Below are 25,196 nucleotides of genomic sequence, written 5' to 3'. Positions count from 1 at the left end.
CGCGATCTTAACGCTGTCCGCGCCAGAGAGCGCTGATGGCAGTGCGAAATTCCTGCGAACCGAACGAATCCGGCTGCCTCGGCGGCGCGGCGCAGGTTGTCCCTCGGATCCTCGTTGCCGAGGATGATGCCGTTGCCGGCGATCTTGTCACGTTGATGGTTCGCCGCCTCGGATACGATGTCGACCGGGTGGCGAACGGCAGCGATGCGTTCGGCGCGGTTCTTCGGGCACGGGCCGGCGGCGCCTCCCATGCGATGGTGCTGATGGATGCGATGATGCCGGCAATGACCGGTAGTGAAGCCGCCCGGCGCATTCGGAATGCGGGGGTCGGTCCAGCCGAGCTTCCGATCATTGCCATGACCGGGGCGACCGACGAGCGCGACGTCCGGGGCTATCTCGATGCCGGAATGCAGGGGGTCCTCGCCAAGCCCCTCTCGTTGGCTGATCTTGCGACATGCTGCGAACGATGGATCCCGGCCTCTGGCGGAGCAGTCCCGGTGCGGAGGGACGAACCAGATGCCGCACTTCGCCGCCGATATCATCTGCGCAAGGCCGAGGTCCTCGGTCGCTTCGAGCATGTCTGCCAGAGCCAGGACTTTGCCCCGCCTCTCGCCGCCGAACTGCGCGACCATCTGCACAAGCTCGCCGGAACCGCAGGCTCGTTCGGAGACTGCGCCGTAGGCCGCGCGGCGGCCGAGGGCGAGGCCCTGTTGCTCGCTGCACGGGCGGCTGATCTCCGCACCGCCGTACGGCGCAGCTATGCCCTGCTGAAGGCAGCCGGATGAAAAGCCTGCTCGTTGCCCTTGCCCGCCTTGCCGTGCCGCTGCTGGCACTCGCCGCTGCCCCGGTGCATGCCGGCGAAGTCGACGTCTGGCTGGAAGCCGAAGGTCGCGCCGTGCACAGCGATCGCGCCGTGGTCGATGGCGATTCGATCGAGGCCAGCGGGATCGGAACCTCGCTCGACGGCGGGTTTTCCTGGACCGGCGGGCGCACCGAGGTCCAGTTCGATCTCGGCGCGGCGGTATTCGACTTTACCGACGAGGACCGAAGCACTCGCACCAGCCTGCGGGCAGTGGCCAGCGTGGCGCATGAAATCGTCCCGGACGTAACCATTGCCGTGGCTGTCGGCCACTGGGATGACATCATCACGCTCGAGGCGCGCGAAACCGATCAGGATGCGGTGGGCGTCTCGCTCGCCTACGAAAGCCGTCCCCATCGCCTGCGCGCAGAGGTCCAGTATCTCGCCCGGGAATATGCCGGTGCCGTTCCCTCCACCGGCGAGGCGCTGCGTTACGAAGCGGACTACACCTATCGCTTCGCGGCGTGGACCTGGGCCCGGCTCGACCTGCGTGCCGAGGATGTCGACAGCAAGGACGACCTTCGTGGATACGAGCGCCAGACAATCCGCCTGAGCGGCAGCGTGCCCCTCGATAGCGCGCGGCGCTGGCGGCTGCGCCCGCAAGTTGAATGGCGGGGGTGGACCTATGACAAGCGAACGGTCGAAGCGACTGCGATCCCGCGCGAGGAGAGCTACGTCGCTCCCGAGATCGGCCTCGCGTACGGCAAGACCGAAGGTCTCAAGGCCCGCCTGCGCGCCGCCTATCAGTTCCGAACGTCGAACGATCCCCGCTACCGGCGCGACGCGCCCTATATCGACCTCGCGATCGGCTACCGTTTCTGAAGCCAGCGGCGGGGCGCGGACCAGTCTGCGCCATTGGTCAATGTCGTAGCCAGCCAACCGCCCTTCTGCCGCGACGTCAGCTTCTTGAGTTCCACCGCGGCGCGCGGGTTGCTGATCTGCTCCGCCACCAACGCCTCGTAGATGCGGTCGGCCTTGCGCCGCCGGCGCACCGCATCCCCGCCATCGAGCACGCCTTCCAAGAGGGAAACGGCATAGGTGGCAAAACGCTCGCTCAGGCGCTTTCCGCCTGCGTCGGCAGCCCCGGGTCCGAGCCGCGCATCCTCAACCGCGGCGATCTGCTCGTCGAGACGGGCGACGATCGCATCGAGCTGGGCCGGCCCGATGCCGGTCGGCAGTTCGGCCCTGGCCCGAAGTGTGCTGACCGCCGCCTTTACCCGCGCCTCGCTCAGCCGCCCGTATTCCTGAAAGCCGGCCAGCACGCCGATGCCCTTCGCAGCGATTGCCTCGTCGGCGTCGAGCGCCTGGTCGCAGGCCTTGCTTACCGCCTCCCACGCCTGCCAGCGGTAGACGAAATCGAGGCCCGTCCCTTTGATGTTCTGCATCCCCATGATCCGGTTGATCAGTCCCGGCGGGGTGGCCTTTGCGATCAGGCGAACGATCTGTTCGCCTTCGATGTAGTAATCCCGGATCGGAACGATCTTGGTCATGAAGGCATCGCGCAGGAGCGAGCGCACTTCTGCGTCGTGCGACGCCGGCTCGAGCGCGGAAGAAATCGTCTGGCGCAACTTTTCATAGCGTGCGTGGAAGCCTTCGAGCTCGCGGTAATGCGCTGCGACGGCTTCGGCAAAATCGGGCGCGTGACGCGCGCACAGCTGCGGCACCGCTTGTGCGGCAATCGCCTGCTCGACTTCCTCGCGGGTGGGTGGGGCCTTCCCTGCCGATAGCATCGCGCGAAGCACACCGGCGAGTTCGGCCGCAGTGAGCGCGATGCGCTGGCGCCGGGCCCAGGTCTCGAGCAGATCGAGCGGAGCCGCGCCTTCCTGTGCCAAGGACAGCGAGCGTTCGTATTCGCCCCATTCCTCGTCGATGAAGCCGATCAAGCCGTCGATGTTCGAGCCGATCAGGAAATGGCGGTCGGCGGCGATGTCCGTCACCAGGATGCGCGCGAACACGCGGCTGCGCGGCACCCGGTCAGCACGGTTGTTGACCACCGTGGTAACGAAAATCTCCGGATCCCGGGACAGCGAATGGTCCTCGAATCCCATGCGGACCCAGTTGCCCATTGCCCCGAAGCGTTCGTTGGCGGAATTGCCCATGACATATTCGAGCGTGCGGCCGTCGATGCGGGACCGGGGGTAGGTCTTGAGAACGCCGAGGTCAGCCACCACCCGGTCGGACATTTCCTTGATGCAGAAATCCGGTGCCAGCCCCAGCTCGTCGCCCATCGCGGTCACCAGCGCGATATTGTAGGGATGTTCCTCGTAGGGAAAGCGCGCGAGCAGGCTCTTGTGGATCAGTCCCGCCTGCCGCCACACGACGGTGCGCAGCCGCGTGCCGACGGCTTCGGCCCCCTGCTGCAGGATCGGCAGCATCTCTTCCTCGGTGGTCAGACAGATCGAGCGTTCGGGAATGAACTGCGTCATCACCACCGGAATGTCGCGCCCGGCCGGGCCCTGGACGTCCTCGTGATCGGGATAGGTGTTGGTGAGCGTGCCGATATCGTCGCGCATCCAGTCCCGCTGAAGCACGCGCACATAGGAGGGGTTGAGCCCCATGCACTCCCACAGAAACACCCGCCCGCCGAGCCGCCGGGCAAGCTTGATGAGATTGTACTGTTCCCAGATCGTCGCCTTGTCATATGGGCGGAAAAGGAACATCTCGGTCAACTCGCCGAATGCCTCGCCGTTGAGGAACATCGCTTCGCAGCCCGTGGTCTTGGATACCAGCGGCGGCCCGAGCGCGTTGATCAGCCCGGCCTTGAGCCGCTCGGTACCCGATTTGCCGCGCGTCCCCCACCCGCCGAGGCTGAGGGCGATGCCGCTACGCACCTTTCGCGCATGCTGCCCCAGTACGATATGGCGCCCGAAGAACCACAGGCATACCAGCACCAGGAATAGCGCCAGCTGGCCCAGGGTGTTGGCAAATACCGTTGCTGCATAGCTGACCACCTGGTCCCAGATCAGCGGCAGCGCGGCAAACGGGCCGGCGAGCGAGAAGAAGCGCACTACGCTGGGATCAGGTGGCACCCCGCCATCCTCGCCCGCGGGGGCAGCGGGGGGATGCGGGGCGAACTCCAGGGTGACGCCATGCCGTGCCAGAGCCCGCGCGTAGTCATGCCCCGCCCGATTGCGCAATTCCGCCACCGCCGCGAATTCGCGCGACAGCCGCCAGTAACTCCTCGCCCGCGCTGCAAAGCCGGGTGGAGGGGTGATGGTCGTAATGCCCTCGCTGGTGAACAGGCGGATTGGTTTGCCGAGGTCGATCGCGAACAGCGCATGGTCGACCAGCGGCAGCCAGTTGCGCCAATTGCCGTCGTCGGACTGGAACAGCGGCTCGCCGGGCACCTTGGTCGGGGCCAGTTCAGCCATTCGCGCCGAGGGGGCACAAAGCGTGCCGGCATAGCTGCGCCCGATGGTATGGAGGAACGCCTGACGCTTGTCGGTCGCCTTGTGACGGGCTTCGAACAAGGTTCGCCAAAGCCGGCGGCGCAGGCGATCCCCGCGGGTGAGGAGGGGGCGGGGGCCCTCGGTCAGGTCGTAGCCGAAATCGCCTTGCGCAAGCACGGCCATGACCCGGCCGACCTTGTCCGGGTTGGCGCGGATTTGCCCGGCGAGAGCGGGCAATCGCCGACCGCCCCCCTCCTTGAGGGTCGCTGCGCTGTCGTGCAGAACCTTCGCCAGGGCCAGCGCCTCCCGGTCGCCTGCCAGCCAGATGCGTTCGGCAGCCTCGCCGGCCCAGCGCCGCTGCCGCGGTCGCTCGACCCTGTCACGCACCCCGATGAGCGCACGCCGAAGCGCAGGGGCGTGGCGAACCAGTGCATCCTCGGCACCGCGTGCACGCAGATGCTCAGCGAGGACGGCGGCGGCGTCGATGGCTAGACGCAGGACGAACTCGTCGTTTTCGCGTGACAGGATCCGGACCAGATGTGCCGCATATTCTTCGACGCCGATGGCCTCGGCCATGGCGGCGGGCGCGGCAAACAGCGCGGCGCGCACCTGGGGATCGACATCGATCCTCATACGCGTCGCCATCGCGCGCCCGATATCACTGGGCAAGCTCGGGATAGCCTCGGCCAGCGCCTGCCTGATGCAGCCCTCCGGATCGAGCGACAGGCGCTCGAGGAGATCGCGCAGCCTCCCGTCCCGGCCCACCCTTCCTGCGACCAGCCGGGCAAGATGCCGGCCCACGAACAGCCCCGCGTCGCGCCGCTGGGGCATGACCGCTGCGCGATCGGCCGACAGACGCTCGGATGCGACTGCGCGGAAACCGGCCGGCGACAGCAGCGCGAGCGTCTCGAGCGCGGCGCATTGCCCCCAGACGCTTTCGCGCCAGTCGAGCGCCGCGCGCCGCGTCTCGCGCAGGGCCTGCTCGATCCAGAAGACGTCCCCGGTCGCACCGGCCGCCCGCGCGACGTGAAGGAGGGCAAGGTGCGCGGCCTCGCGCACTCGCTGTTCGCCGCGATGGCGCCTGACCTCATCGAGCATGACCGCGAACTCGCGGCCGAAGACCGGATCGTCGATCCGGCATTCGCCGGCTCGCACTGCCTCGGCCGCCGTCAGCCCCGCCCGCTCGACGGCATGGGCCACGGCACGTTCACGCTGGCCGATGCGCCTGCGATAGCGCTCGCGCACGGCATCGGCATCGAACCACCGTTCGAAAGCCTTGCGATCACGGCGCAGCCGGGCCGTTCCAGCGCCCAGCCGGGCGGCAAAATCGAGCACGGCGGCGCGCTGCTCGGCACCATCCTCGACATGCGCGTAGCGGGTCTGAAACATCGCCGCCACGTCGCCAAGCCGGGCGATCTCAGCCAGACCGGAGCGCGCAAACGCGGTCAGCGTGCGGCAATAGGAGAGCCAGCCCGCGCCCGTCCCGCCAGCGGTCGCCTCCGCCGCGATATCGGCATAGACCGGTACCAGCAGGGGGGCGAGCCCATGGGCCATCGCGTCCTGCAGGGTAGCGGGGATCGCGTCGCTCATCGGGCGGAGGTGACGCCGGTTGCGAGGCATCGCCCGAAGACCGCGCGCTGTGCCCCGTCAGCGACCAGCGCCTCGCGAACCTCCCGGGACAATTCGATATGCGCAAACCCCGTGAAGCCGGCTGCGGCAAGGGCTTGCCCTTGCCGGTTTTCGAGTGCCCCCAGTTCGTCGACGTCTCCCGGAAAGACCCGCACCCTCCAGGGATGCAGGCGGCGGGAAAGACAGTCGGCAAGATCATAGAGCGACGGGGCGGGGGTCCGCGTCCCCTGGCTGAGGATGATGTCGGCCAGTTGCGCGGCGCGACTTGTCCGGCGCGCCCCGTCGAACCCGTGCAACTGGACGACCCTTCCTTGCGGATAGGCCGCGGCGAAGGCCAGCGAGAAGGCGGTCAGATGATGGGTCGGGTGCCGCGTCGGATCGCCGGCAGGGCAGCCGGCATTCGCGCGCCGCGGGGCGCTGTTCCAGGCCGCGGCGGCGGCCGGGCTCTCGTCGAACAGAGATGCGGCAATCGTCCCCGTATGCCGATCCGAACCGCGATGGGGAGCAACGATCGCCAAGGGCAGGGCCGGGGGTTCCCGCAACAGATACGTGCCCTGCCCGCCGCACTGTCCGGCCTTTTCGCCGAGCACGCGATATCCTTCCTGGCGAACGGCGACCAGACCCGGCGGCAGCTGCGTATCATTGCCGGCAAGCGCGCTTGCAAACGCGGCCTCCGCCTTCTTCGCCTCGGCCGCGCTGGGAACGACGAAGCCGGTCGCTTGGCGGAGCGGGGAGAGGTAGCGGCTGGCTAGGGCGGCGAGGACAAGCATGGCAAGGACGAGCAGACCGGCACGGCGCCACTGGCGCCCAGATGTGCTCACACTCCCCCTCCGTCATCGTCGCGCCGCGGTGCGAAGGGACGTTCATAGACGACTTCGACCTGATAGTCCCGCCCTGCGATACCTGCCGGGCCAACCGCTTTCCAGCGGTTCGTCATCAGCGAGGATCGCTCCCGGTCGCTCAGCAATTCGGCCGAGAAGGCATCGGCGCGGGCGAGGTCCGCCTGCTCGTCCGGAGCGCGGCGGCGAAAGGCCGACATGGCCGAGGTGCCGATGAACGGCAGGCGCTCGTACAGCCGTGCGTCGACGCTTCTGACCCCGGCGGCCCGGTCGAGCGCAACAAGGTCGACCATCGCCACCTCGGTGGGAGCCTCGATAACCGCCTCGTCCTGCAGGGCGATTTGAAGGCGTGAGGTCCGATGGAAGCGGACCGGGCGCTTGTAGGCGCGCAGGCGATCCGGATGCAGCGCGCGAGAATAGATGTCATGCGCGGCGACGATGGCGCCATCTCCATCCCGCAGTACGGCGCGATACCCGTAGGTCCAGGTCCGATCGCGGCGCCAGTCGCCAGGATCGATATTGGGCTGCGAGGTGATGCGGACGATCGTCGTCGGTTGCGACAGAATGAAACGCACGCGTCCCCTATCGGGAACACGGTAGACCAGGGTCCGCGTGGTATCGGCAAGATTGCCCCCCGCGGACGGCGCCTCGCGCGTGATCATGGGCCCGAGGGCATCGCGGGCCGCATAGGCGCCGCCGGTGGCCAGAGCGGTCAGCAGCCCTGCCCCGGCGATCCTCCCTAGAACGGTCAACCGCACGAGGTCAGTCGTCCGCCGCCGGAGCATAGATGACGGCATACCGCTTGCCTTGCGAATGGGCGAGATACAGCAGCGCGGTCTGCGGATACGCCTCGAACCCCGCCACATCGCGCGTCCGGCGGGCAAGCACAGGGTCGAGCCCAGCGGCTCGAGCCACCGCCAGCACCTCAGCCGCCAGCGCGCCGGGCGTTCCCAGACGATCCATCGTCACGATCGCCCGCCCATCGGCGATCCCGGGATCGACGTCGGGGCGCGACCGCAGCTGCAGCACCAGCGCCGGCTGATCGCCCACGCGGTCGAGCGCAGTCTGCAAGACCACTCCGAACATCGTCTGCTGTTCGCTGTCATAGGCCAGTTCGCGTGGTGCAAGGGCGAACAGCGCCGCATCGGAGGCTCGGGCAATGGCGAAACCGATGTCGGCCAAAGTGTCCAGGCCGCCGCCGCCTCGCCGCTCCTCGCGCAGGGCCGAAATGACGATCCGGTCACGGCGCCCGGCCGGATCGATGAAGAACGTGCCGGCACCCTGCGGCCCTTGCAGTACGAAAAGCTTTCGGCCCGCGTCGTCGCACCGGTGCACGACAAAACCGGCAAGGCCCGCCGCGCGGGCGGGGATTGTCAGGTCGATGCGATTGCCGGGTTCGACGTCCAGGAGTGGATCAATCACTTGATCACGCAAATAGAGCCTCTGGGCAAGACTCAGATCGGGTGTTCGGTTCACCGAATAGGTGGGCGCGGTACAAGATGCCGAACCCGAAAGGTTCGTGAGCTCACCTTGGAGGATCCTGTTCAAACTATTGGGAGAGAGCGTTAGTCGAGCAAGCGGATTTTCGCGACCGCTTGCACTATCCCGGCGTGTCGCGATCCCAAGCCTCACGTCGGGCACCGCAGCCTGCAGACCCGTAAGGTCCAATCCGGAGGCGCTGCGGTCCGAAAGCATGAGCGTCGATGACCCGCCATCATCATCACCATCGCGAGCAATAACGAGTTCCAGCCCGGAATGCGCGCGGCGAAAAGCATCGATCGCCCGGCTCCCGCCCTGCCCCGTCGCTGCCGACAATCCCAGAAGCAACCACCGCGCTTCCAGCCGGCGTTGCAATTCGAGAGCCGCGAGCGCCAGCCCGGGGGTTTCCGGCTGCTCCACCATGATTGCGAGATCCCGTTTGGCCGCATCATCGAACAGCAGGAGTTCCGCCCCCTCGCCCCCTGCCCGCGCCAGCGCGACGCGTTTGTCGCCCAGGGTCTCGATCCGCCAGCCATCTGCCGCCGCGTTGGCTCCGGCCTGCAACGGCGGCAAACCAGCCTCCAGGATCGCGACGCTGTGCGCGAGCGCCGCCGCTTCCTCGCCGCTCAGGCCGCCGCCGCCAGTCGCAGCTTGCAGACTGGCCGCGCTTAAGGCCTGAACCACCATGTCGTCGACCCGTCCGCCCGCCCTCGCCCCCGCCGGCGCCGCCTTTGCCGCGCTGGTCGGGACGATCGCGGCAAGAGCAAGACCCGCAAGATTACCCAGCCCCGCGCCGATCAACGACACCTGCAAGGTCGAACGCATCAGGCGCGGAAAGATGTCCTTGTCGTGCGCCTTGATTGCCAGCAAGGTCGAGAGAAGGTAACCGAACCCGTAGAAATCGGTCGTCTTGACGTCCCATGCCAACCACACGAGGGCGTGACCGACGATCAGCTTGAGGACGAAGCTGATATTGAAGAACAGCAGGATCTTGTTCGCGCCCTCCATCGTCACCCCGGCCAGCCACGGCGTCTTGAGCAGCTGACGCGCGATCAGGTAAATCGCCGCCGCCTCGACGAAGGAAGTGACGATCTTGGTCGGCTGATACCACTGCAGCGCGATCAGCGCCGGGATCAGGATGCCGGAGAAGTCCCATCCATACCGCACGTTCATGTGCGACGCATACAGCGCGGTCAGGACCAGGATCATATAGGCTTTGGGGCTGGCCAGCACCGAACTGGCAAGCCCTTCGTAAAGATAGGTGACGCCGCTCATCCGGAAATTGGTGAACTCCATCAGGCCGTAGCGCACGATGATGAAGGTCAACCCGGTGACGACGGCGGTCGCGAACAGGCCTCGCGAGAGGCCGGGTTTCCAAAACTGGTTGGCAAGCAGCGAGATGATCACGAGCCCGAAGCTTTGCAGATCGCTCTGCCAATCGAGCTGGCGGTTGAAGTTGTCCGCCAACCAATCGGCGAGATGCGGCAAGGCCCAGCCGTCCATCGCCAGCCTGACCGCGATGCTGGCCAGGATAAGACCCATGAAGCGATCGCGGCCGAAAAGGCTCGGATAACGGCCGGGAGCCAGCCTTTCGGAAAATACCCATACGAGAAGATAGGCGAGGATCGCCTCGACCAGGATGACTGCAGCCGCGAGCGGCTTCACGATCATCAGCGGCACGACATAGCCTGGCACCACGAGGCCCGACAGCACCCAGCCGAAGCGCAGATTGAAAAAGCACAACACCAGCACGCCGACCCACACTGTGGTGATGACCGAACTGGCAAGAGCGCCCTCGGGAAAGATCGGCAGCGGGAACATCGAACTGATGGTTACGGCGAGGACGGCGCAAACGCCGCCGCCACCGCCCCGAGCAACCGCGCCGCATCAACAGGTTTGCGGATCATGCTGCGAACCCCGTAATCCCGCCCCTCGGCGATGATGTCCGCAGTGACCGATGCCGACATTACCACGATGGGCGGATGATCAGGCAGTTCGGCGGCGATCGTGCGCATGAACAACAGGCCGTCCATTCGCGGCATGACCAGATCGAGAAGGATGCAATCAAAACGTCTTCTACGGCACAGTGCGAGACCGGCGTCGCCATCGTGAGCGACCGCTACCGCATGGCCTTCGAGCTCCAGGAGCGCGGCGATCATGTCGCACAGCAGCTCGTCATCGTCGACGATGAGAATCGATCGGCCAGTCATCACACTCGTCTTAGCCGGATGGTGAAACGAAACCCTTTACCGGCCGCACTCCAGTAGCTTGCCTCGCCCCGCCATTTCAGGGTTTCGGCGATTCCGGCGGCGGCGATCTGGTATTCGGACGGCACCTCCCCGGCACGCGCGTCCAGTGCGTGCATGAACCGGTCGAACGGCAGCCCGAAGCCGCCGCTGACCTCGATCAACGTCGCCGCCTCGCTCTCGCTCAGCGACAGAACGACCGATCCGCCTTGCGCGGTATCGGCAATGACGATGCGCAGCATGGCCTCGATGGTGTCGGACAGCATCAGCGGTTCGGCGATGCTGAATCCGCCGATTGCCGGCATCGCGCTCGAAATCGTGACGCCCAGTTCCGCGGCATAGGGAGCCGCACGGTCAAGCGCCTGCTGCACGGCCCTGCCGGCCTCTATCGGATAGCACGCATCGGGCGAGGCGCCCGGTTCCTCCTCGAGCAGGTCGCGGACATCGTCGAGCCGGGTGCTTGCCCGGTCGGTCACCTCGGCGATACGGTCGAGTATGCGGCCCAGCGCGGACGCATCCAGCCGACTGTCGCGTGCCAGCCCCGTGCCAAGAGCGATCGCCTCGAGATCGTTGCGCAAATGCCGGTCGATGAAGGTTCCTATCGCCAGACGCAGTTCCGCCAACCGATCGAGTTCGGTGATGTCGACGGCTTCCAGCACAAGGACGGTTTGCGCGCGATGGCGCACTTGCGATGCGATGCCGAGACGCAGAATACGTTGCCGCGCGCCCAGATCGCGCATCGGCACGCGCATCTCGGTGCCGCACAGCAGAGTCTCGCGAACCATCGAACGTGCCTGGGCTACCTCCAGATCGGCCAGCTGGGTCAGAGTGTCCACCAGCATCACGGTATCGGGATCGATGCCGGCAAGGCCGAGGATGTCTCGCATCCCGGCGTTGGCGTGAATGGGCGTGCCCAGCGGGCGGAAAACGAATACTCCGGTGTCGAGCGCGTCGAGCCCGCGGGCGAGTTCATCGGAATGGATCGCGATGAGGTTGGACGCACTCCGGAGCCGGGAATCGATCGAATCCGTTCCCTCGGCGGCCAGCAGCCGGCTCTGCCACTCTCGCCCAGCCTGCAGCCGTGCCACCGCATCATCGAGAATTCGCCCTATCGGCCGCGCCTGTGGCCCGGGCGGCAAGGCGTAGGCAAACCGGTACTGGCGATCAGGATCTGCGATGATCGACTGACGAACCGGTCCAGCCGAGACCCCGTGGAGGAACAGCTCTTCCCAAACCCCTCGGGCGCCGCTGCGCACCTCCATCCGGGCGTAAGGCAGTCCTAACAGGGCGCCCGCCTGTTCGAAAACCGCCGGAATTTCGGCGCTCTTGTGAAACACACTGCGCTCGAACGACAGGTTGATGGCATTCGCCATCGTCCGCTCGAGACGCCGGTCCTTACCGCGCTCCTCTGCCAGCGTCTTCGTTATGGCGCCGATAATCAGCGCAAGGAGGATGGCCGTCAGGGGCAAAAGGACATGCGCGCTCTGAAGGGCGACCCACCATAGCGCAGTGAGCGTCGCCGTTCCCCCCGCAATGGTCGTAAGGAAACGGCGACGCAATGCAGGCCGGCGCAGCGCGATGCGGCCGGCAAGGCTGACCGACAGCAACAGGATGAGAGCAAGCGGAAGACCGGCTTCGACGACCTCGCGCCGGTCGATCAAGGACTGGACGGCATAGGCGCTGAACAGTGGCGGCGAGGAAAAGCGCGCGCCGGGATCGAGCGGGGTGCCAATCCTGCGCGAAGCCGCATCTTCAGACGAGGCAAGGGCAACGAAACCGCGCAGGGTATCGTCCGCGAAAGCGCCGGCAACGATCTGTTGGGCGTCTATGCGGGGGACGTTCTGCGTTGCCGGCATTCGCGGATAGTAGCGCTCAGAGACGTTTTCGCGATCAGCCAGCCGGGGCTCCATAAGCGGCAGCGGGCCGGATGGCCCTGCGACGAAGCTGGCATGGCGCCGCGTAATGCCGTTCGTGACGAGGGGACCCACCGCCGGCGCGAACTCGCAAGGTGTTTCCCTGTCATCCGCCGCAATCCCAGACGCCCCCGGCCTCGCGCTGATGGATGAGTGCGCGACGATGGTGAAGGCGCGGAGTCCAGGGCGGCAGAAAGCAGGTACCAGCGTGTCGTCCGCAAGACCAAGAGCACGGACGCCGGCAGACTCCAGCGCGGCCAGCAAATCAGCGGGATCGACGTCATCCGCGCGTTCGATGACGATAACCTGTGGCCGGGTAGGGTGATCGTATATTGTGGCCGTATCGAAGGCCCAGCCATCCAGCAGCTGGAATGGAACCGACGGAAGAAGAAGGCTGATAAGAAGCGCGATCAGGCCACTGGCAATGCAATCGCGAAGATCCTCGGACGCGCGCAGCCTTTGCCGCATCGCGCCTGTCCGGCCACCTCCCTGCCCCTGCTGTCCGCTGCCGCCCAAAAATCCCGTCCACCGACCCCGCCGGACGCTATGACGGCCACTGTCATGCTGCAAGCAATCTTGGCGTCAACTGGCGAGCCCGGGGCTGGCTATCAGATGTCGCCGCCGGTCAGCCGCTGACAAATGAGATCGAGTTGGTCGAGGGTTCGATAGCTGATCGTTACGCTGCCTTCGCTGGGTGCAGTTCCGGTAGCAATCCTGACCTTCAGCCCAAGGAATTCCTCCAGATGACCTTGAACGGCCAGGATGTCCGCGGCGTCCTCAGAGTTTTCGCCATACGAAGGCTTTGAATCTGAACGCTTTTTCGTTGGTTTGTCGCGTTTCGCAAGACGCTCGATCTCACGCACGGAAAGACCGCGTTGTGCCGCTTCGCTTGCGATCTCGGACGCGTTCTCATGCCCGACAAGCGCCCGGGCATGGCCCATCGACAACCGCCCATCCGCGACGAGCGCAAGAACATCATCCGGCAAGGACAACAGCCGTTGCAGATTGGCGACATGGCTGCGCGACTTATCGACCAGCTTGGCGATCTCGGCCTGGGTCATGTCGTCGGTATCGGCCAGCCGTTGATAGGCTCGCGCCTCCTCGATCGGGTTAAGGTCCTCGCGCTGGAGGTTCTCGATCAGCGCGAGGGCCATCGCATCCCCATCGTCCAGTTCGCGAACGATGGCAGGGATCTCATGCAACCGCGCCCTTTGCGCCGCACGCCATCGACGTTCTCCGGCGACAAGTTGGTAGCCACCTTTCCCGGTAGGCCGTACGATTATCGGCTGGATGACACCGCGAGCCGCAATCGAAGCCGCAAGTTCGTCCAATGCCGCGTCGTCGAAACGCGTGCGGGGTTGGCCGGGTAGCGGCGCAATGCGGGCGACCGGGATCGTTACCATCGCGCTATCGGTTGCGCCCGGCTCGTTATCGTTGTCACGAAAACCTGTGGCGGCATTGACCAGCGGTTCCTCGCGCCGCGTTTCTCCGAGCAGTGCGCCGAGGCCCTTGCCGAGCTTTTTCTTGCGATCGATCGTCGTCATGCCGCTTTCCTCTGTTCCGGCAGGCGCCCGATCAACTCGCGCGCCAACCCGATATAGGCGCGGCTGCCGGGACAGTTGTGGTCATAGATAAGGGCGGGAAGGCCATGGCTGGGCGCTTCGGACAACCGCACATTGCGCGGGATCACGTGTTCGAAAACAAGATTCCCGAGACAATCGCGTACGTCATCGGCGACCTGATCGGTCAGCCGGTTGCGCCGATCGAACATCGTCAGCGCAATCCCCACGATACCGAGACGCGGATTGAAACGCTCCTGCACCCGTTCGACCGTTTGCAACAGCTGGCTCAACCCTTCGAGGGCGAAGAACTCACACTGGAGCGGAACAAGCAATGTGTCTGCCGCACCCAGAGCATTGAGGGTAAGAAGCCCCAAGGACGGCGGACAATCTACGAAACAGACATCATAGTCGGCATTAGACAAGGCACGACGTAGCCGTTCGACGCGATCTTCGACTGCCACGAGTTCAACTTCCGCCCCCGACAAATCTTGCGTTGCGGGCACGATGTCGAGGTTGGGGATGTCAGTCCGCTTCACGCACAAAGGAAGCGCGGACCCCTCGACCAGGAGATCATAACTCGTGTGGGTTCGTTCAGCTGTCGGAATACCCAAGCCAGTCGACGCATTGCCTTGCGGATCCAGGTCGACAAGCAAGGTGCGCCAGCCGGAAGCCGCCATCGCAGTGGCAATATTGATCGCCGTAGTGGTCTTGCCCACCCCGCCCTTTTGATTGGCAATCGCCACGCAAATCATGGGAGCGGCTCCTTGTATTGGCCTATTCCGACAATGATGCCTGCGTCCGTATCCGTCAGCGATTGTTCCACGTGAAACATCGGCTGGGAATTGGGCGGAAGGTCATTGATCTCCTGCCGCGCATTCCGGCCCTTTGGCAAGACCCACCTTGTGGATGGTGCCGAGAATGGGGCACCCCACAACAACAATTGCCAAAGCGGAGCGACCGCACGCGCAGAGATGACATCCGCTGCAAAAGGCTTCAGGCGTTCGATCTTCGATGGCTCGACCGTGCAGTTAGCGAGGCCGAGCTCGGCATTTGCACGCGCCAGCCAATCTACACGGCGCGCACGCGGCTCCACGAGGGTCATCTCGATCGAAGGCTCAAGCACCGAGATAACCAGACCGGGAAGCCCCGCCCCGGACCCGATATCAATCCATCCGAGCCGCGACGATCGGGATATCAGTTCAAGCAGCTGAGCGGAGTCGACGATATGCCGCGCCCAAACCTCCGTCAGCGATTTGGCGGACACCAGATTCTGCTCGGAATTTTCCGCTCGCAGTAAAGCCACGAAGCGATCAAGCAATTCGAGTTTTTCCCGGCCCCACCGCTCCTCAAGCCAGGCTTTCGCTTCCTCTTCCGTCACGCGGCTAGCTGTTTTTTGTGTAAGCGTTGCGCCACGACCAGCAGAGCAGCAAGTGCCGCTGGCGTAACTCCGGGAACCAGACTTGCACTTGCCAGGGTTTCGGGTCGGGCCGAACTCAACCGCTCAACCATTTCATTCGACAAGCCCGGAACGGCAGCATAGTCGAAATCGATGGGAATATGGACACCGTCATTCGCTCGGAGCGAACGGATTTCGGCGTCCTGACGTTCGATGTAAGGGCGGTACAGCGCGTCCTCCGCGACCTCTACCGCCACCTCGTCAGCAGGATCGACACCACCCAGGAACGGCGCGAGATCCTGCAGGGTCAGCGATCCGCCCTCCAACCACGCGGCAAGGGCCTTCCGCCCGCTCGCGACGTTTACGGACAGCCCCAAGTCCCGCAATTGCGCGGCGGTGACTTCGGCATCCAGAGCCGACGTTACAGCCGTTGCCTTCTCCATCCTTTCTTCGAACCACGCCCTTCGATCAGCTCTAACCAAGCCGGCTTCGATACCGATCGGAGTCAGCCTGGTACCGGCATTTGCCGCCCGTAGACGCAAACGATATTCCGCGCGCGACGTGAGCATCCGGTAGGGTTCGCTGACTCCGTGTATGGTCAGGTCATCGACCATCACCGCCATATAGCTGTTCGCACGATCGAGCTTCAGGGGCTCGCGAGCGAGCACCCGCGCGGCCGCGTTTGCTCCGGCGATCAATCCTTGGGCAGCAGCCTCTTCGTAACCCGTGGTCCCGTTGATCTGACCTGCGCAGAACAGGCCTTCGACATCCTTGCTTTCCAGATTGGCCCGAAGCGCCCGGGGATCGATGTAGTCATATTCGACGGCGTAACCTGGAACGATCATCTCGACCCGCTCCAGGCCGTCCATTGTTCGAAGCATCGCTAGCTGAACGTCGGCCGGGAGAGACGTGCTGATCCCGTTCGGATAGATGACGGGGGTGCGAAGCCCTTCGGGTTCGAGGAAGACCTGATGCCCGTCCCGGTCGGCAAAGCGGTGAATTTTGTCCTCGATGGACGGGCAATAACGCGGGCCGGTGGCGCCGATGGCACCCGTAAACATCGGTGAGCGATCGAGATTTGCGCGAATGATGTCGTGCGATCGCTGGTTCGTTCGCGTGATGCCGCAGAAAACCTCCGGGTTTGTCCTTGCCGGGATTAGCGCCGACATCGTCCAACTTTCCGCATCCGAGGCTTGCATCTCCAACCGCGCCCAATCGATTGTACGCCCATCGAGACGAGGAGGTGTTCCGGTTTTCAACCGGCGGATTGGTAATTCCAGGAGGCGAAGATCGGCCGCGAGACGAGTCGCAGGCCGCTCCTCGATCCGGCCGCCCTCTTGCCGCTCGTCACCTCTGAAAAGCCGCCCGCCAAGGAATGTGCCGGTAGCCAGAATAACGCATTCGGTATCAAGCCGGGTGCCGCAGGCCAGTTCGACCCCAGCGACCCTTCCGCCTTTCAGGCGCAGGCCGACAACCTCGCCTTCGATGACCTCAAGATGATCGAGAGATCCAGCCATCTCCTGAACGGCTTGGCGGAACAGGCTACGATCGGCCTGTATGCGCGGGCCCCAGACCGCGCTCCCCTTGCTGCGGTTGAGCATCCGGTAATGGATAGCCGCACGATCGGCAGCACGAGCGAGAATCCCATCGAGCGCATCGACTTCCCGAACGAGATGACCTTTGCCCAACCCGCCGATTGCAGGGTTGCAGCTCATTTCGCCAATCTTTGACGCGTCGAAGGTTACGAGGGCCGTGCGTACACCCATCCGCGCGCTTGCAGCGGCCGCCTCCACGCCGGCATGACCCCCGCCAATGACGATAACATCATGCCCGCCTGGCGATCCAGATTGTTTCACGTGAAACATCACTTCCCAATACAGAACTGGCCAAACAGGTTGTCGAGCATTTCGTCGGTCGAAACGCGTCCGGTAATGGCATCGAATTCGACCCGGGCACTGCGCAAGGCCTCGGCTACGATAAGCGGGTCGGCGTCCTCCGAAATAACCGCCATAGCCTGCGCCACCGCGCAAATATGCGATCTATGCCGCGCGTTCAAGGCAGCAGCGCCCGGCTTGGGAAGTAACTCACGCGCCTGATGTGCAATGGCCGTCCTCAGCGCGTCGATCCCTTCCTGCGATACCGCCGAAACACGGTGGGCATCGGCGGACTTCAAATTTACGCCCATGTCCGCTTTCGATGCGACCTCAAGGGATCCTTTCGGCCCCGCCCCCTCCTCGCCAAGCCACAGGACGAGGTCCGCCTGTCCGACATGTTGGCGCGACAGGCCGATGCCGATCCGTTCGATCGTATCTTCGGCATCATCCCGCAGCCCTGCCGTATCGATCAAGGTGATCGGCACTCCGTCGAAAGCGACAGGACGCTCGATCACATCACGGGTGGTCCCGGCTATATCCGTCACAATAGCTGCTTGATCACCGAGCAATGCGTTGAAAAGAGAAGACTTTCCGGCGTTCGGCGGACCGGCGATGACGACCCTTATCCCTTCTCTCAAGCGTTCTGCGGAGGGTGCTGCCAAGGCTTCCGACAGGTCTTCCGACAGCTCCCGGGCTCCGGTCACGATGGTGGTCAGGTCTATCGCCACGTCGTCTTCGTCTGCGAAATCCAGTAGTGCCTCGAGGCGCGCCGAAAGCCCGATCGCGCGAGTGCGCCAGCTTTCGACCATCCGGGACAGCGCCCCGCCGAAATTGGCTTGGGCGGTAAGTCGCTGCACTTCGGTCTCGGCAGACAGCAAGTCGGCAAGCGCCTCGGCCTCTGCCAGATCGAGCCGGCCGTTCTCGAACGCCCGTCGCGTAAATTCGCCGGGCTGAGCAGGACGCAGTCCTGCCATGCGGCCGAGCTCTGCCTCGACTGCCCTGACAACCGCGCGGCCCCCGTGGCAGTGCAGCTCTGCCAGATCCTCGCCCGTCGCAGTCGCCGGGGACCTGAACCACAGGATCAGCGCCTGATCGATTGTCCTCCCGTCTTCGCCGCGCAAGATACGAACTCGCGCATGGCGCGGCTCGGGAAGACTGCCGGACAGGCGCGCCAGCGCAGTTCCGGCCATCGGTCCACTGATGCGGATGATACCGATTGCCGCTGGCGGCGCCCCGCTCGACAGCGCGAAAATGGTGTCACTCACCCTTAAGCTGATATTTCAGGGGGCTGGATCGCGCTTGGTCTCGGGGGCGGCGGCGGCCGCCTTTGCCGTCATCGCTCCTTCCATGAAGCTCTGGAAAAGCTTGAGCCCGGCCTGTCCCATGGGCGCCAGCTGGCGGGCGTAATCCTGCAGCTTGTCAGTATCGGAGACGCCTTGCATCGCCTTCGACATCATGTCGACATAGACCGCATTGGCCTTGCCGACATCGGGCAAGCCCATGAAGGCACGCGCTTCTTCGGGCGTGCAATCAATTTCGACATGGACCTTCATCGCGCTTCTCCGTTATCGTCTCACCAGTAATCTGGGATGTCCCGCGGCAGGCACAAGCGTACCATCCCCGCAGCAAAGGGAAAGCGATGAGCGAAACGATCCGCGTCCAAGGTCTCTCCGGAGACACCGACTTCCCCGCCTACGTGGCAAGACCGCAGGACAGTCCGACCGCCGCCATCGTGGTCATCCAGGAGATCTTCGGGGTGAACGCCGGAATTCGCCGCAAGTGCGACACGCTGGCCGAGGCCGGATATCTCGCCATCGCGCCCGACCTGTTCCACACCTTCGGCGAAGGGATCGAACTCGATCCCGACATCCCGGCGGAAATGGACCAGGCCATGACCCTGTTCCAGAAATTCGACCAGGATCAGGGCGTTCGCGACATCGAGGCAGCCATTCGCTGGGCCCGCGGTGAGGGCTGCGCCAAGGTTGGCGCGGTCGGTTACTGCCTCGGCGGACGGCTGGCCTACATGACCGCCGCCCGGACCTACAGCGATGCAAGCGTCGGTTATTACGCCGTCGGGATCGACAATCTCCTCCACGAAAAGCGCGCCATCGCCAATCCGCTCCTGCTCCATATCGCCGGCGATGATGGCTTCGTCGATACGGCGACCCAGAAAGCGATGCACGAAGGACTGGACGATCACCCGCGGGTGACGCTGTACGATTACGAAGGCATGGATCACGGCTTCGCCACCGAATTCGGCAAGCGCCGCAACGACGCGTGCGCCAGGCTGGCGGACGAGCGCACCATGGCCTTCTTCGCCGAGCATCTGGCGTGATCCACAAGGATCAGGATCGCCGCAACCCTCTCGACCTGTTTCCGCGGTTCGCGGTTCCGGCGATCGTGATCCTGCTTACTGCCCTGTGCGCCCTTGTTCCTGCCTTGAGCTGGGGCCTGCTGATCGCGGTTCCGGCGCTGCTGGTCACCGCGTGGGACTTCTTCCAGACCGAGCATACCCTCCGGCGCAACTATCCGCTGGTGGCGCGCGTCCGCTGGATCATGGAAGACCTGCGCCCCTTCGCCCGCGCCTATATCGTCGAAGGCGATCTGGAAGGCCGCCCCTTCAATCATGACGAGCGCAGCCTCGTCTATGCCCGCGCCAAGGGCGAACTCGACGTGCATCCCTTCGGCACCGAACTCGATGTCTATTCCGACGAATACGAATGGCTTGCCCATTCGATGGTGCCCAGGACGGATGCCCCGAAGGAATGGCGCGTGAACGTCGGCAGCCGGCAATGCAGCAGGCCCTATTCGGCGGCGCTGCTCAACATTTCGGCAATGAGCTTCGGTTCGCTATCCGCCAATGCCATCCGCGCGCTGAACAAGGGCGCACGCGCGGGCAACTTCTACCACGACACCGGCGAAGGCGGCGTATCGCGCCATCACCTCAGCGAGGGCGGAGACCTCGTCTGGGAGATCGGCAGCGGCTATTTCGGCTGCCGCGACAGCCGCGGCAACTTCGATCCCGAACGCTTCGCCGCCACCGCGGCCAACGACCAGATCAAGATGATCGAGATCAAGCTGAGCCAGGGCGCGAAGCCCGGCCACGGCGGGGTGCTGCCAGGTCCCAAGGTGACGCAGGAAATTGCCGAGGCACGCGGGGTCCAGGAAGGCGAGGAATGCGTATCGCCAGCTGCGCATTCGACCTTCTCGACGCCGATCGAACTGGTCGAATGGGCTGCGCGCCTGCGTGACCTCGGGGGCGGAAAACCGGTCGGCGCCAAGCTGTGCATCGGCAAGCCGCACGAGTTCTTCGCCCTCGTCAAGGCAATGCTGGAAACCGGTATCCGGCTGGATTTCCTCGTCATCGACGGGGCGGAGGGCGGGACGGGCGCGGCCCCGGTCGAATTTTCCAACCGGGTCGGGATGCCGCTGCGCGAGGGATTGATTCTCGCACGCAATGCCCTCGTCGGCGCGGGGCTGAAGGACGAGATCAAGCTGGCAGCCGCCGGAAAGGTTCATTCGGGTGCAGGCATTGCGATGAACCTTGGGCTCGGCGCCGACTGGTGCAATGCCGGACGGGCCTTCATGTTCGCCTTGGGCTGCGTCCAGTCGATGCAATGCCATACCGATCGCTGCCCTACCGGCGTCGCGACCCAGGACCCCGCCCGCCAGCGCGGCCTGGTGGTCGAGGACAAATGGGAGCGAGTAGCCCGGTTTCAGCGGCAGACCCTCGCGACCTTGCGCGAAATGGTCATGGCGATGGGCTATGATAACCCGTGGCAGATCAACCCCGCCGCGATCTCGCAGCGCCTCGATGCGGTGCGGGCCGAGCCGCTCGACCGAGTGCACCGCTTCCTTCAACCGGGCGAGCTCCTCGCAGACCCTGATGCAACGCCCTATGCGCGCTACTGGCACGCGGCGCAGGCCGGCAGCTTCATAGCGGCCGCCACATGAGCGCGCGCGAGGGCTTGGAGCGCTGGCACGGCATTCTTGCGAACGGCAGCAGCGCGCAGGACCTTGCCGCCATCATCCACGAGGATGCGGTGTTCCATTCGCCCGTCGTGCACACCCCGCAGCGGGGCCGGGCGCTGGTCGTCGCCTATCTCGCGGCGGCGGGGCAGGTGCTGGGCAACGAAAGCTTCCGCTATGTCCGAGAACTGGTCGACGGCAAGGACGCACTGCTCGAGTTCGATACCGAGCTGGACGGCATCCTTGTCAACGGCGTCGATCTCATCCGCTTCGACGAGGACGGCATGATCGCCGACTTCAAGGTAATGGTGCGGCCGCTGAAGGCGGTGAACAAGGTGTGGGAGGTGATGGCGGCTCAGCTGCAGGCGAACGGCGGCTAGTCGCCGCCGATGCGCGTGCCGCCATTAGCCTGCCATTCGTCCTTTTCAGGCGGTTCCCACATCCCTTCCATGAAGTCGAATATACCGCGATCCACCGTCATGGCGTAGGTGTTGCCCTTTTCGGCATTGCGCCGTTCTACGCGCCGCCATCGTTCTTCGACCGGGACGTCGACGAAATGGAGCGCAGCCGAAAGACCCGCCTCGCGCGCCATCTGCCGGAACCGATCGCGATGGTCTTTCTGGGTGAAACCCAAGTCCAAGATCGCGGGAATGCCGCGGGCGGCAAGCTGCTGCGCCATGGCCAAGATCTGCGCCTCGCAGCGCCTCACCCGTTCCATCGTCCAGGCGAACTCGAGCGGTTGCGGGCTGTCTTTCCAGAACAGTGCCATCATCCACTCGTCGATCGAGAAGCGGATACCGCCGGTTTCGTCGGCCAGACGGCGGGCATAGGTGGTTTTGCCCGCCCCGCTGCAGCCGACGATCAGAATGAGGTCGGCTGGCATCTGGTGCCCCTATTGGTTCATCGTCGCGAAGAAGTCCTCGTTGGTCTTGGAATCCTTCATCTTGTCGAGGAGGAACTCCATCGCGTCGACCGTCCCCATCTGCATGAGGATGCGGCGCAGGACCCACATTTTGGAAAGCTTGTCCTTCTCGACCAGCAACTCTTCCTTGCGGGTACCGCTCTTGCCCACGTCGAGCGCGGGGAAGATGCGCTTGTCCGCGACCTTGCGGTCGAGCACGATCTCGCTGTTGCCGGTGCCCTTGAACTCTTCGAAGATGACTTCGTCCATGCGGCTGCCCGTGTCGATCAGCGCGGTGGCGATGATCGAGAGGCTCCCGCCCTCCTCGATATTCCGCGCGGCGCCGAAAAAGCGCTTGGGTCGCTGCAGCGCATTGGCATCGACACCGCCGGTCAGCACCTTGCCCGAGCTTGGCACCACGGTGTTGTAAGCGCGGCCGAGGCGGGTAATCGAATCGAGCAGTATCACCACGTCCTTCTTGTGCTCGACCAGGCGCTTGGCCTTTTCGATCACCATCTCAGCGACCTGGACGTGACGCGTTGCGGGCTCGTCGAAGGTCGAGGAAATGACCTCGCCCTTCACGCTGCGCTGCATGTCGGTAACTTCCTCGGGCCGCTCGTCCACCAAAAGGACGAGCAGGAAGACCTCGGGGTGGTTGTCGGTGATCGCTTTGGCAATGTTCTGCAGCAGCACGGTCTTGCCGGTGCGCGGCGGGGCGACGATCAGGGCGCGCTGGCCCTTGCCCTGCGGCGAGATGATGTCGATCACCCGCGCGCTCCTGTCCTTGACCGTGGGATCGACGGTGTCGAGGGTCAGCTTCTCCTCGGGATAGAGCGGGGTCAGATTGTCGAAATTCGTGCGATGGCGAACCGCATCGGGATCGTCGAAATTGACCTGGTGAAGCGTCGTCAGCGCGAAGTACCGCTCGCCATCCTGGGGGGCGCGGATCTCGCCTTCGACGGTGTCACCGGTGCGCAGGCCCCATTTGCGGATCTGGTTGGGCGAGACATAGATATCGTCGGGACCGGCGAGATAGTTCGCCTCGGGACTGCGCAGGAAGCCGAAGCCGTCCTGCAGCACCTCGATGGTGCCGATCCCCATGATCTTTTCCTCGTACTCCTCGTCCTCGGCCAGTTCGCGTAGGATGCAGAACATGAGGTCCTGGCGGCGCATGGTCGACGCGCCCTCGACGCCGAACTCCTCGGCCATCGCGACGAGATCGGCAGGAGCTTTTGCTTTGAGGTCTTTGAGGTGCATGAGATGTTCGCTTGAATTGATGACGATATGTCGCGGTCGAACGCCGCGTTGGATGGCGACGGCTTGGAGAAAGCGGACCTTGCCCGGCACGACGGCGCCGGTACCCGGAACGGGCGTGTGGCGGCGATAAGTTCGCCTGTCGCCGCCGTCAATCGCAATGTCACCGGTTCGGGCCCGGCGGATGGTTCAGAACGGTTTGACGACCACCAGCACGACGATCAGCGCCAGTGCGATCCCGGGAAACTCGCCCCACAGGCGAAGCTGTCTTTCGCTGAGCGGGCGATGACCGGCGATCATCTTGCGCGCCCGGCCTACCATCACACCGTGATAGGCGGTCAGCGCCAGCACCAGCGCCAGCTTGATATGGAACCAGCCTTGCGAAAAGGCCCCTATGCTGACCGCCAGGAGCAGCCCCAGCACCCAGACGACGATCAGGCTCGGGGTGAGGATGATCTTGCGCAGCAGGCCCATCCGCTTGGCCCACAAGGCCGCCTCGGCGGTATCTGCGGCATGGGGGTGCAGATAGAGCATCTGGCGCGGCAGCATGAACAGCCCCGCCATCCAGAACACCATGAAGATGATGTGCCCTGCCTTGAGCCACAGATACGTCATCGCCAGCACGCTCGCCATGATCGCGATCTAGGATGCGTCATCGGCTGCGTCACCCCTTCCAGTTGCGCACGGCGGCAATCAGACGTTCGACATGGGCAATGGGCGTTCGTCGGTCGATCCCGTGGCCGAGGTTGAACACATGCGGACGGCCGGCGAACGCGCGCAGGATGACGTCTGCCCGCTGTTCGAGCGCCGGAGTGCCGGCGAGCAACAGCAGGGGGTCGACGTTGCCCTGGACCGGCATCCCGGCAGGCAGGTTGGCATCGATCCATGCAGGGTCCAGCGTCTCGTCGACACCGACCGCATCGACCCCGGTTTCGCGCGCGTAGGCCGGCAGCTTTTCACCCGCCCCCTTGGGAAAACCGATGATCGGCAATGCCGGGTAGCGTGCCTTCAGGGCCGCGACGATGCGCGCATTGGGGGCAATCACCCAGCGGGCAAATTCATCCGGTGCAAGACTGCCGGCCCAGCTGTCGAACAGCTGCACCGCTTCGGCCCCGGCATCAATCTGGCCGGAGAGATAGTCGATCGTCTCGTCCGCGATGGCGTCGAGGATCGCCGTCATCGCCGCCGGGTCGCGATAGGCCAGGGCGCGGGCATCGTGCTGATCGCGGCTGCCCTCGCCCGCGATCATGTAGGTCGCCACCGTCCACGGGCTGCCGGCAAAACCCAGCATCGTCGTCTCGTTGCCCAACTCCGCACGGCACAGGCGCACCGTCCGGTAGATCGGTTCATAACGCGAGCGGTCGGGCACCAGGGACGAGAGGGCTGCATCGAGCAGGCGGGGCGAAAGCCGCGGTCCCTCGCCCGCCAGGAACTCGAGATGCTGGCCCATCGCATGGGGCACGATCAGGATATCGGAGAACAGGATGGCCCCGTCGAAGCCGAACCGGCGGATCGGCTGAAGCGTGATCTCGCAGGCTGCCTCGCTGTCATAGGCAAGTGCCAGAAACCCGCCCTTTCGAGCCCGCAAGTCGCGATATTCGGGCAGGTATCGCCCGGCCTGGCGCATGAGCCAGAGCGGAACACGGGCACCGCGCGTACCGCCGAGCGTTTCGAGAAGAGGGCCGGGCATCGGTCTGGTCCAATCCAATAAATAACGGATTCTATAAAGGTAGAATTAGTCAGTTGGCCCTGTGGATAGCGGGCACAGCGTGCCTGTGGCGCAATTGTCCCGCCGAAGGAAGCTGCTTGGTAAGCGCTCGCGACTCGCCGCGGCCGGCGCGGCGTGGAAGAGTCGAGCGAAACTTATCCCCCCTCTCCCCAGCCTG

General features: G+C 64.7%; 22 protein-coding genes. 6 read left to right on the top strand and 16 right to left on the bottom strand.

Annotated features, from left to right (window positions below; genetic code table 11):
• Window positions 1–35: 35 nt before the first annotated feature.
• The gene (locus tag ACHFFA_RS01250; RefSeq protein ID WP_394269020.1) at window positions 36–785 is read left to right on the top strand and encodes a response regulator; all 750 of its coding nucleotides are present in this window, start codon (window positions 36–38) and stop codon (window positions 783–785) included.
• Complete coding sequence (locus ACHFFA_RS01245) at window positions 782–1,681, top strand: hypothetical protein (RefSeq protein WP_394269019.1); 900 nt, start codon at window positions 782–784, stop codon at window positions 1,679–1,681. The genes ACHFFA_RS01250 and ACHFFA_RS01245 overlap by 4 nt, the downstream gene beginning before the upstream one ends.
• On the opposite strand, the gene ACHFFA_RS01240 is transcribed toward ACHFFA_RS01245, so the two are convergent.
• From ACHFFA_RS01240 to ACHFFA_RS01215, 6 genes are read right to left on the bottom strand one after another with little or no spacing between them, the layout of a single operon-like run.
• Window positions 1,669–5,838 carry a hypothetical protein gene (locus tag ACHFFA_RS01240; RefSeq protein ID WP_394269018.1) on the bottom strand — a complete coding sequence of 1,390 codons (4,170 nt, stop codon included), beginning with the start codon at window positions 5,836–5,838 and terminating at the stop codon, window positions 1,669–1,671. The two genes, ACHFFA_RS01245 and ACHFFA_RS01240, sit on opposite strands and share 13 nt — an antisense overlap.
• On the bottom strand, window positions 5,835–6,698 hold the full coding sequence (locus ACHFFA_RS01235; RefSeq protein ID WP_394269017.1) for a hypothetical protein: 864 nt from the start codon (window positions 6,696–6,698) through the stop codon (window positions 5,835–5,837). The genes ACHFFA_RS01240 and ACHFFA_RS01235 overlap by 4 nt, the downstream gene beginning before the upstream one ends.
• Window positions 6,695–7,513, bottom strand: a complete 819-nt coding sequence (locus tag ACHFFA_RS01230; RefSeq protein WP_394269016.1) for a hypothetical protein — start codon at window positions 7,511–7,513, stop codon at window positions 6,695–6,697. The genes ACHFFA_RS01235 and ACHFFA_RS01230 overlap by 4 nt, the downstream gene beginning before the upstream one ends.
• Window positions 7,479–10,016 (bottom strand): poly-gamma-glutamate biosynthesis protein PgsC/CapC, encoded by a 2,538-nt coding sequence (locus ACHFFA_RS01225; protein ID WP_394269015.1) that lies wholly within the window; start codon window positions 10,014–10,016, stop codon window positions 7,479–7,481. Before ACHFFA_RS01225 ends, ACHFFA_RS01230 begins: the two co-directional genes overlap by 35 nt.
• Before the next feature lie 11 nt (window positions 10,017–10,027).
• Complete coding sequence (locus ACHFFA_RS01220; protein ID WP_394269014.1) at window positions 10,028–10,405, bottom strand: response regulator; 378 nt, start codon at window positions 10,403–10,405, stop codon at window positions 10,028–10,030.
• Window positions 10,405–12,429, bottom strand: a complete 2,025-nt coding sequence (locus tag ACHFFA_RS01215) for a hypothetical protein (RefSeq protein WP_394269013.1) — start codon at window positions 12,427–12,429, stop codon at window positions 10,405–10,407. The genes ACHFFA_RS01220 and ACHFFA_RS01215 overlap by 1 nt, the downstream gene beginning before the upstream one ends.
• A 78-nt stretch (window positions 12,430–12,507) precedes the next feature.
• On the opposite strand from ACHFFA_RS01215, the gene ACHFFA_RS01210 reads away from it, so the two are divergent.
• Window positions 12,508–12,990, top strand: a complete 483-nt coding sequence (locus ACHFFA_RS01210) for a hypothetical protein (RefSeq protein ID WP_394269012.1) — start codon at window positions 12,508–12,510, stop codon at window positions 12,988–12,990.
• Here ACHFFA_RS01210 and ACHFFA_RS01205 read toward each other — a convergent pair.
• From ACHFFA_RS01205 to ACHFFA_RS01180, 6 genes are read right to left on the bottom strand one after another with little or no spacing between them, the layout of a single operon-like run.
• Window positions 12,963–13,898, bottom strand: coding sequence for a ParB/RepB/Spo0J family partition protein (locus ACHFFA_RS01205; RefSeq protein ID WP_394269011.1), 936 nt, complete (start codon window positions 13,896–13,898; stop codon window positions 12,963–12,965). The two genes, ACHFFA_RS01210 and ACHFFA_RS01205, sit on opposite strands and share 28 nt — an antisense overlap.
• On the bottom strand, window positions 13,895–14,668 hold the full coding sequence (locus ACHFFA_RS01200) for a ParA family protein (protein ID WP_394269010.1): 774 nt from the start codon (window positions 14,666–14,668) through the stop codon (window positions 13,895–13,897). The genes ACHFFA_RS01205 and ACHFFA_RS01200 overlap by 4 nt, the downstream gene beginning before the upstream one ends.
• On the bottom strand, window positions 14,665–15,294 hold the full coding sequence (rsmG, locus tag ACHFFA_RS01195) for a 16S rRNA (guanine(527)-N(7))-methyltransferase RsmG (protein ID WP_394269009.1): 630 nt from the start codon (window positions 15,292–15,294) through the stop codon (window positions 14,665–14,667). Before rsmG ends, ACHFFA_RS01200 begins: the two co-directional genes overlap by 4 nt.
• A complete protein-coding gene (gene mnmG, locus ACHFFA_RS01190) occupies window positions 15,291–17,177 on the bottom strand; it encodes a tRNA uridine-5-carboxymethylaminomethyl(34) synthesis enzyme MnmG (RefSeq protein WP_394269008.1) in 1,887 nt (628 codons plus the stop codon). The genes rsmG and mnmG overlap by 4 nt, the downstream gene beginning before the upstream one ends.
• Window positions 17,177–18,451 (bottom strand): tRNA uridine-5-carboxymethylaminomethyl(34) synthesis GTPase MnmE, encoded by a 1,275-nt coding sequence (mnmE, locus tag ACHFFA_RS01185; protein WP_394269007.1) that lies wholly within the window; start codon window positions 18,449–18,451, stop codon window positions 17,177–17,179. Before mnmE ends, mnmG begins: the two co-directional genes overlap by 1 nt.
• 15 nt (window positions 18,452–18,466) lie before the next feature.
• Window positions 18,467–18,739 carry a DUF6489 family protein gene (locus ACHFFA_RS01180; protein WP_394269006.1) on the bottom strand — a complete coding sequence of 91 codons (273 nt, stop codon included), beginning with the start codon at window positions 18,737–18,739 and terminating at the stop codon, window positions 18,467–18,469.
• An 86-nt stretch (window positions 18,740–18,825) separates the two neighbouring features.
• Between ACHFFA_RS01180 and ACHFFA_RS01175 the strand changes: the two genes are divergently transcribed.
• From ACHFFA_RS01175 to ACHFFA_RS01165, 3 genes are all read left to right on the top strand, one after another.
• Entirely contained in the window at window positions 18,826–19,521 is a 696-nt protein-coding gene (locus tag ACHFFA_RS01175; protein WP_394269005.1) for a dienelactone hydrolase family protein, read from the top strand.
• Between the two features lie 65 nt (window positions 19,522–19,586).
• Entirely contained in the window at window positions 19,587–21,140 is a 1,554-nt protein-coding gene (locus ACHFFA_RS01170) for an FMN-binding glutamate synthase family protein (protein WP_394269033.1), read from the top strand.
• Window positions 21,137–21,535, top strand: a complete 399-nt coding sequence (locus ACHFFA_RS01165; protein WP_394269004.1) for a nuclear transport factor 2 family protein — start codon at window positions 21,137–21,139, stop codon at window positions 21,533–21,535. Before ACHFFA_RS01170 ends, ACHFFA_RS01165 begins: the two co-directional genes overlap by 4 nt.
• Here the strand turns inward: ACHFFA_RS01165 and ACHFFA_RS01160 are convergent.
• The 4 genes from ACHFFA_RS01160 to hemE all read right to left on the bottom strand — a co-directional run bounded on the left by ACHFFA_RS01160 (window position 21,532) and on the right by hemE (window position 25,000).
• Window positions 21,532–22,038, bottom strand: a complete 507-nt coding sequence (locus ACHFFA_RS01160) for an AAA family ATPase (RefSeq protein WP_394269003.1) — start codon at window positions 22,036–22,038, stop codon at window positions 21,532–21,534. The two genes, ACHFFA_RS01165 and ACHFFA_RS01160, sit on opposite strands and share 4 nt — an antisense overlap.
• A gap of 9 nt (window positions 22,039–22,047) precedes the next feature.
• Window positions 22,048–23,313 carry a transcription termination factor Rho gene (gene rho, locus ACHFFA_RS01155; protein ID WP_394269032.1) on the bottom strand — a complete coding sequence of 422 codons (1,266 nt, stop codon included), beginning with the start codon at window positions 23,311–23,313 and terminating at the stop codon, window positions 22,048–22,050.
• A 186-nt stretch (window positions 23,314–23,499) separates the two neighbouring features.
• Window positions 23,500–23,943: a CopD family protein gene (locus tag ACHFFA_RS01150; protein ID WP_394269002.1), complete on the bottom strand. Its 444-nt coding sequence runs from the start codon at window positions 23,941–23,943 to the stop codon at window positions 23,500–23,502.
• Window positions 23,944–23,974: 31 nt separating this feature from the next.
• Complete coding sequence (gene hemE, locus ACHFFA_RS01145; RefSeq protein ID WP_394269001.1) at window positions 23,975–25,000, bottom strand: uroporphyrinogen decarboxylase; 1,026 nt, start codon at window positions 24,998–25,000, stop codon at window positions 23,975–23,977.
• Window positions 25,001–25,196: the final 196 nt, after the last annotated feature.

The organism is Qipengyuania sp., from assembly GCF_043423005.1.
Lineage (GTDB): Bacteria > Pseudomonadota > Alphaproteobacteria > Sphingomonadales > Sphingomonadaceae > Qipengyuania.
This window is presented reverse-complemented; position numbering and strand designations above follow the sequence as displayed.

Excerpts from the sequence above, each read along its gene's own strand:
- ACHFFA_RS01230 (WP_394269016.1), bottom strand. The coding sequence starts at position 7,513 with ATGCCGTCATCTATGCTCCGGCGGCGGACGACTGACCTCGTGCGGTTG.
- ACHFFA_RS01160 (WP_394269003.1), bottom strand. The coding sequence starts at position 22,038 with ATGCCAGCCGACCTCATTCTGATCGTCGGCTGCAGCGGGGCGGGCAAA.
- ACHFFA_RS01200 (WP_394269010.1), bottom strand. The coding sequence starts at position 14,668 with ATGATTTGCGTGGCGATTGCCAATCAAAAGGGCGGGGTGGGCAAGACC.
- ACHFFA_RS01150 (WP_394269002.1), bottom strand. The coding sequence starts at position 23,943 with ATGGCGAGCGTGCTGGCGATGACGTATCTGTGGCTCAAGGCAGGGCAC.
- ACHFFA_RS01250 (WP_394269020.1), top strand. The coding sequence starts at position 36 with ATGGCAGTGCGAAATTCCTGCGAACCGAACGAATCCGGCTGCCTCGGC.
- ACHFFA_RS01165 (WP_394269004.1), top strand. The coding sequence starts at position 21,137 with ATGAGCGCGCGCGAGGGCTTGGAGCGCTGGCACGGCATTCTTGCGAAC.
- ACHFFA_RS01240 (WP_394269018.1), bottom strand. The coding sequence starts at position 5,838 with ATGAGCGACGCGATCCCCGCTACCCTGCAGGACGCGATGGCCCATGGG.
- hemE (WP_394269001.1), bottom strand. The coding sequence starts at position 25,000 with ATGCCCGGCCCTCTTCTCGAAACGCTCGGCGGTACGCGCGGTGCCCGT.
- ACHFFA_RS01180 (WP_394269006.1), bottom strand. The coding sequence starts at position 18,739 with ATGAAGGTCCATGTCGAAATTGATTGCACGCCCGAAGAAGCGCGTGCC.
- ACHFFA_RS01205 (WP_394269011.1), bottom strand. The coding sequence starts at position 13,898 with ATGACGACGATCGATCGCAAGAAAAAGCTCGGCAAGGGCCTCGGCGCA.
- ACHFFA_RS01245 (WP_394269019.1), top strand. The coding sequence starts at position 782 with ATGAAAAGCCTGCTCGTTGCCCTTGCCCGCCTTGCCGTGCCGCTGCTG.
- rho (WP_394269032.1), bottom strand. The coding sequence starts at position 23,313 with ATGCACCTCAAAGACCTCAAAGCAAAAGCTCCTGCCGATCTCGTCGCG.
- ACHFFA_RS01220 (WP_394269014.1), bottom strand. The coding sequence starts at position 10,405 with ATGACTGGCCGATCGATTCTCATCGTCGACGATGACGAGCTGCTGTGC.
- mnmG (WP_394269008.1), bottom strand. The coding sequence starts at position 17,177 with ATGTTTCACGTGAAACAATCTGGATCGCCAGGCGGGCATGATGTTATC.
- ACHFFA_RS01175 (WP_394269005.1), top strand. The coding sequence starts at position 18,826 with ATGAGCGAAACGATCCGCGTCCAAGGTCTCTCCGGAGACACCGACTTC.
- ACHFFA_RS01225 (WP_394269015.1), bottom strand. The coding sequence starts at position 10,016 with ATGTTCCCGCTGCCGATCTTTCCCGAGGGCGCTCTTGCCAGTTCGGTC.